Genomic DNA, 5,607 nt, shown 5'->3' on the forward strand with positions numbered 1-5,607 from the left:
GAAAGAGAACGCGAATGAGAGGGGCGTAGGGGAAAAGGGACGAGTTGCGATTCTAATTGCACCCTTAGACGTGTCAACGAAACGCTGCACTTCGGACGCGTCATTCGCAACGGAAGTTCCGGTTGCCCCGAAAAATCGGTCCAAATGGACATCGGCCAGCCCTTACTCGCTGAGAATACCTACTTCAAACGGGTGGAAGGCAGGCTGGGTGGAGACAGATGTTCAGCGGTTTGCGGCGTTTGCGGTCCGGTTTGACGCGAATCGGCTGAAGTTCAAAAGCAGAATTTTGCTTGCCTTAGCAAACTTGGGAATTTGCTACCACCGACGGAATCGGCTTCGCAGCCAAGCGAGAGCATGCATGCAAAAAAATCCCGCGAACGAATTCGCGGGATTTTGATAATGGGGATGCAGTGGTTCCGGTGACACTACCAGATGTATTCGGCACCGACCGAGAAACCTTGGATCACCAATTGGTCCGTTTGGTTTCGGTTCGGTCCTGGGGTCGATCCAGGAAGCGAATCCGAGAAGTTGCGGATGTTTTGGGCGTCCAGAGTTCCGAAGCGGACATCGTCCACCGCGATCACATGGTAAGCCGACCGAAGCGTCCAGGAATGACTCAGGCGATACAGCAGCGTGGCATCCAATTCAGCCATCACGGTGGTGTCTTGATTACCGTCGTTGAACTGTACCGAGCCTGGGGTGGCACCGGCGGCTTCGGAGTTAAAGGCGAGGAACGAATTACGTTTGATATCGTTCTGCATCCAAGCTCCCTTGGCACCGACGCCAAGATTGATTCCGGGCATCACGTTGTACCACAGGTCAAAACCTGCTTGCGGGCCAAACAATCGGTTCTTGTTGCGGTCGCTTGAGGTAAAGAAGCGTTGATCCGTTCCGGTACCATTGTTGTCCAACCCGATCGTCGAGTAGGTCAGGCGGTCGTCGTAGCGGATGTGGCGAAGCCCCACCAACCACGAACCTTGAAAGCGGCAGTAAGGACCGACGGTGCGGCGGCGATAGTTCAGTTCAAAGCTGTCGAAACTACTTTCCGTCCCAATCGATTGGCTGAGTGATTGGTCGGTATCATCAAATCCGCCTGCAGGTGTGACACCAAAGTCGCTAATCACCGAGAACAGTTGAGCGTTAGGGTCATTGACGGTGGCGCGTCCGTCCCACTCTTGGCCACCCATGTAGGTGAATTCCAGATTGCCACCCGCTCCGAAGATGAAAGCAGCCGACAATCGCATCCCCGCTTCGAGATCATCGCTGTCGGCATCACCGATGTTCAGAACCGGAGTGCCGCTGATACCTTGAGTGGTGATGACTTGGTTTCCATTGCCGTTGTTATGGCTGAGGAACATAACGTCGGCCGACAGGTCGTACCAGCGTTGAGCACATTTGCCAGCGTCTTTGTAAGGAAGCAAGCATCCGACAGCACCTCGCAGATAGCCACGGCCCCAAAACTGGCACGCTTCGCAGCCATCGCCACGACAAAACATGCACAGGAAGCGAAGGTTGGTGCGTCCCCCCCAGGCTCGGCAGCCTTCGCGGCCGCATCCGCCGCAAGCGGTTGCGTTTCGGCCGATACTGCCTAACAGTCCGCCGCGACCAAGCATACAGCAACGACCACATCCGCAGCCCCCGAAGATTCCGAGGTCACATTCGTCGTCGCCGTCGTAGCCACAATTGCCGCCGCAGCCGCCATCACAGCTGCCATCACAGCCGCCGAGCATGCCGCTGCCATACGACGTATCACAACCGCCGCTATCACAAGCGGGGCCGTTGAAGCCGACGGGCATCACGCCGCTCTGCATGCCCAGTGGCATCGCAGTTCCGTCGTACATCGTCGGCGGCACCATGCCCGCAGGCGTGACATAGCCGCTGCCGGCATAGTCCATGTCGGCTTGCACCACGCGGGGCGGTTGTGCATTGGCTTCGGGAAGACCAGCCCAAAACGCAAAGACCGCTGTGGCAAACAGAGTTAAACAGGTCGCTTTTATTGGAATCATTCGGTGCATTGCAAACGTCTCCGCGGCAATCGCCGCCTCGCTATCGGCCGGTATGGAAAAGCCGGAGTGTCAAAAGCGGGAACGAAGCAATGACGGGCCACCAACTGGACCGTTGCTATCGATGACCGTTGCCGCGACCCTCGCCGCAACAGCCTCAGGTAGAATTGATCCCTCTCGACGCGCTATCGCGACGATCAAAATCAAGCCCACCTTTTTCCCCCTCGATTGGCTTTGAAGCAATTCATGCCGTACATTGAATCCTGAAAAATCACGATTCTGGAACGTTCGACATAACTCCTTCACGCGGATTTATCGGCACAACCGGACGCCAAGGTTTGGTTATTCCGGCAGATACGTTCAGGAAAAATTTTCCGGTCAATACCAATCATTGCTATCATCCGCGATAGCGTGGGACTTTCTCTTCGCCACGGTTGCTCCGCCGCAGCGAAGAATCGATCACCGAAATGGCAGATCTCGGCATGAGTCATCTCCCTTCCTCGCGCTGCGTGTCTTCCTCGCCCACCGAGTCGGTTCGCGACATCCTCGCACGTCTCGGACCACCGCCCCCCGATATCGCCGACATCTGGTGCGAACAAGCTCGAGCGATTGCCGATGACATCGCTTCACGCACCGGACAGTCTCTGCCTCCGATCGATCTAGCGGATTGGTTGGTCGATTCGCACGGTACCGTCGGAGTTCGCTGGAGGCCATCGGCACCCGATATGTCGCCGCCCGATCATCCGATTGCCTCGGTGTCCACTACGGCCGACAACGTTGACTCCATTAACGAGCGGCGGCTAGCCGATTTTCGCAACCAGGTTTGCGGCGAGTGGTCGCCACAACAGCCGACACGCGATCCGTCGACGACCTCCGGATTGACCGTGCATGTTAGCGAGGTCGCTGACGACACAACTCTCGGCGACCCAACTGTGGGCGACGACGCGGCGTCTGCCGGCACTGAATCCAAAAAACGAGGGCGTCGATCGTCGGTGCCCACACGGAACATTGCCATCGCGGTCGTGGCAGGCTGTCTGGTTTTGCTGGCGGCATGGTGGCTAGCCGGGCGTTCGTCAATCACGCCCGATCCGGCCGACACCCAGATGACCGCCGCGCCAGACGCTGCTGGATTGACGCCTCGAGTTCATCAACCCGACGCAGTTTCGGTTGGTGACGGAGCAAAATTTGCCACGAAAACAGACGTTGGCAGGGCTGGCGATCCGTTACCGCCGCAGACACTCGAGTCGTTTGCGATGACCGATCCGGCGGTGGATTTGGATCATTCGCTTGCCGAATCGACATCCTTGTTACCATTCGATTCGTTGGTTCCGGCCATGAATTCGTCCCCATTCGAGACAGCGCCGCAACCCCGCCCCGTCGATGCATCGTCCGCGCGATCATCCAAACCGGATTCGGTCGCTGATAGAGATTTTTCTGCGGCGGCTTCCCTTGATGAATCGTCGTTGTCAATCCGTGTTGGTGATGCAGATGTTCCCCAGGCCGATGCATTAGCAACCCATCCCGAAACCGAAGCACCCGAGTCGCCACAAAGCGTGCGGACGGTCAAAGTGCAGTCGTTTCAACTTCCCGCGATCAACGATACGGCGGTATCGCAGCCGATTGGGGATGGGGCGGTCCCCGATGCGGTTCTGGACCGGCTTACGCTCGAATTTCCGCTGCCGATTTCGATTGCAATGAAACGCCGTCCCGCGGCGACCGCAGATTCCGCTGCTGTGTTTGATCTTCTCGACACTCGCAATCAAACTTCCCTTGCGCTGCTCAGTCGTCAATCCGACGGACTCGTGTTTCAATGGAAGGACACCGCCAAGTCGAGTTCTCAATCGAGTCTGCTGCTGCACGGTCGACTGCGAGACACCACCGGTAACGTGATCTATTTTCGGCCACGAATCGAGGCGGACGCGTGGGCCTTAGCGTTTGACAAATCCGATTTTCATCCCAGTTGGGACTTGGATGGATTGCTACCACCGAAGGTTGCAAGGTTGAAAATTGGGTTTGACTTGCCTGACGAGGTGGAAGAGGCATGGATCGAGCCGATTGATCCGGCGTCGCCGCGACGGACCAGCGGGATTGCCGTATTGGCGCTCAAAGACAACGAGAATGTGCGAGTCGGACTCCGGTTTGACATTAAGTGCACGACCAAATTGGCGTGTCAAATTCGCGTCGCCGGGCGATTGGACCCCGCCTTTGCTTGGCAGACATTTACCGAAGCGGGGTTGGCGGATTTTGCCAACGTGCTGCTCAGCCAAGCGGATCTCGTCCAGCAACAGATAGCCAAGGTGGAAGCGATCTATGATCGCGCCGACACCGATGGACGGCGGATTCTGCGGCCTCGACGGACTGCAATTAAGTCCTACGCGGAACAGTTGACCGAGTTGTCGCGTCGTGTTGCTGAATTGCAATCTTTGGTGGCTCTGTTACAAACATCGGCGAAGCTTCGGTTTCAAGTTTCCGTCCAGTGGTCCGATAGTGAACAAGTCATACTGACGCAACAGGAGTAGAAAAGATGCGATGTTTCTGGGTTGAGAAAAACGAATCGGGGGAAGTCAGTGCTTCGCTTGCCGAGCAACCCACCTCTATTCTTGACGCGGCAGAAACGACCTCGCCACGGATTCGCATTCAGGTCGAGTACTCGTCACTAAACTACAAAGACGCGCTGGCGGCAACGGGGAACCCGGGGATCGTCCGCAAATTTCCGCACATCCCCGGCATCGATGCCGTTGGCCGAGTGATGCAAAGCGAGGATGACTCGTTCCAGCCAGGCGACGCGGTGATTGTGACCGGAAATCAATTAGGAGTGACGCACTTCGGTGCCTGGGCCGAACAGATCGACGTACCGAGTTCGTGGGCCGTGCCATTACTCGATACGTTGACGCCCCTGCAAGCGATGGCGCTTGGTACCGCTGGATTTACGGCGGCGCAATGTGTGGACGCCCTGATCGACCACGGGGTGGCTCCCGAATCGGGTCCCGTGGTGGTGACCGGAGCGACCGGCGGTGTCGCGAGTTTGGCGATCTCGTTGTTGCTGAAATTGGGGTACACCGTCACCGCGGTCACGGGCAAAGAAAGTGAGCATGCGAACTTAAAACAACGCGGTGTCGACACGGTGCTTTCTCGCAGCGAGTTTGTGGATGAAAGCAATCGGCCGTTGTTGAGCGCGGCCTATGCCGGAGCGGTCGATTCGGTGGGCGGGAAAATGTTGGAAACACTGTTGCGAAGCACCTCGTACCGTGGCTGCATTGCCGCCTGTGGGCTAACCGGTGGGAACGAGCTGCATACGACGGTGTTCCCGTTCCTATTGCGAGGAATCACACTGTGTGGCATTGATTCGGCGATGTGTCCCATGCCCGAGCGAAAGAAAATCTGGCAGCGGCTAGCGGGGCAGTGGAAGCTTGATGATCTTGATTCGCTGACCCAGATTTATTCCATGGACCAATTGGCATCGTTGGTGGAAACCATTTTGGCAGGGAAAATGGTCGGCCGCGCCGTCGTGCAAATCTAATCTCTTACTCATTTGCTTCCCCCCCGCTCTCGCATTCCGAGTGGGAATCGGCAACAATGTCGAGCAAATGAATTGGCCCCTGCA

Annotated in this window: 3 protein-coding genes; 2 read left to right on the forward strand and 1 reads right to left on the reverse strand. The window is 57.0% G+C overall.

Annotation, left to right across the window (positions count from 1 at the left end; translation table 11 throughout):
- Positions 1 to 425 precede the first annotated feature (425 nt).
- Entirely contained in the window at positions 426 to 2,006 is a 1,581-nt protein-coding gene (locus tag ABX962_RS28680; protein WP_372724619.1) for an Lpg1974 family pore-forming outer membrane protein, read from the reverse strand.
- 506 nt (positions 2,007 to 2,512) lie between these two features.
- Between ABX962_RS28680 and ABX962_RS28685 the strand changes: the two genes are divergently transcribed.
- Entirely contained in the window at positions 2,513 to 4,522 is a 2,010-nt protein-coding gene (locus ABX962_RS28685; protein ID WP_372724621.1) for a hypothetical protein, read from the forward strand.
- A gap of 5 nt (positions 4,523 to 4,527) precedes the next feature.
- Positions 4,528 to 5,523: a YhdH/YhfP family quinone oxidoreductase gene (locus ABX962_RS28690; protein ID WP_372724622.1), complete on the forward strand. Its 996-nt coding sequence runs from the start codon at positions 4,528 to 4,530 to the stop codon at positions 5,521 to 5,523.
- Positions 5,524 to 5,607: the final 84 nt, after the last annotated feature.

This window comes from Novipirellula sp. (assembly GCF_041583735.1).
Lineage (GTDB): Bacteria > Planctomycetota > Planctomycetia > Pirellulales > Pirellulaceae > Novipirellula.